Genomic DNA, 478 nt, shown 5'->3' on the forward strand with positions numbered 1-478 from the left:
TTTACTGAAAAATGGTGACGTAATCCAGACACAAGACGTAACAGCAGAAAACAATTGGAATTATACATTTGCAAATATACCTGCATATGATAATGACGGTAATGCCTATACGTACACAGTAAAAGAGCATCCAGTATCGGGATATCAATCGAAAGTTAACGGATATGATATTGTAAATATGAAGATACAGGAAGCGACGGAAGTAGAAGAAGAAGGTAAGTTCGAAACAACAGAAGAAATAAAAGATCTAGAAAAACCGGAAGAGCCAAAGGTGACAGAAGAGCCGAATGTACCAGATAAGCCAGAGGTAACAGAAAAACCGGAAATCTGGGTAAAACCAGAGGAAGAACAAGTGGAAGTTGAAACAACAGAAGAGTTAAAAGAAGAAAAACCGGAAACACCAAAGGTGACAGAGGAACCGAATGTACTAGAGAAACCAGAGGTAACAGAAAAACCGGAGATCTGGGTAAAACCGATT

The 478-nt window shown here is 38.7% G+C and carries 1 protein-coding gene; it reads left to right on the forward strand.

Annotation, left to right across the window (positions count from 1 at the left end):
- The coding region (locus tag JTF23_RS27450; protein ID WP_204210291.1) for a Cna B-type domain-containing protein at positions 1 to 478 on the forward strand (478 nt) is incomplete at both ends.

The sequence above is a fragment of the Bacillus sp. RIT 809 genome, from assembly GCF_016892495.1.
GTDB classification, from domain to species: domain Bacteria; phylum Bacillota; class Bacilli; order Bacillales; family Bacillaceae_G; genus Bacillus_A; species Bacillus_A cereus_U.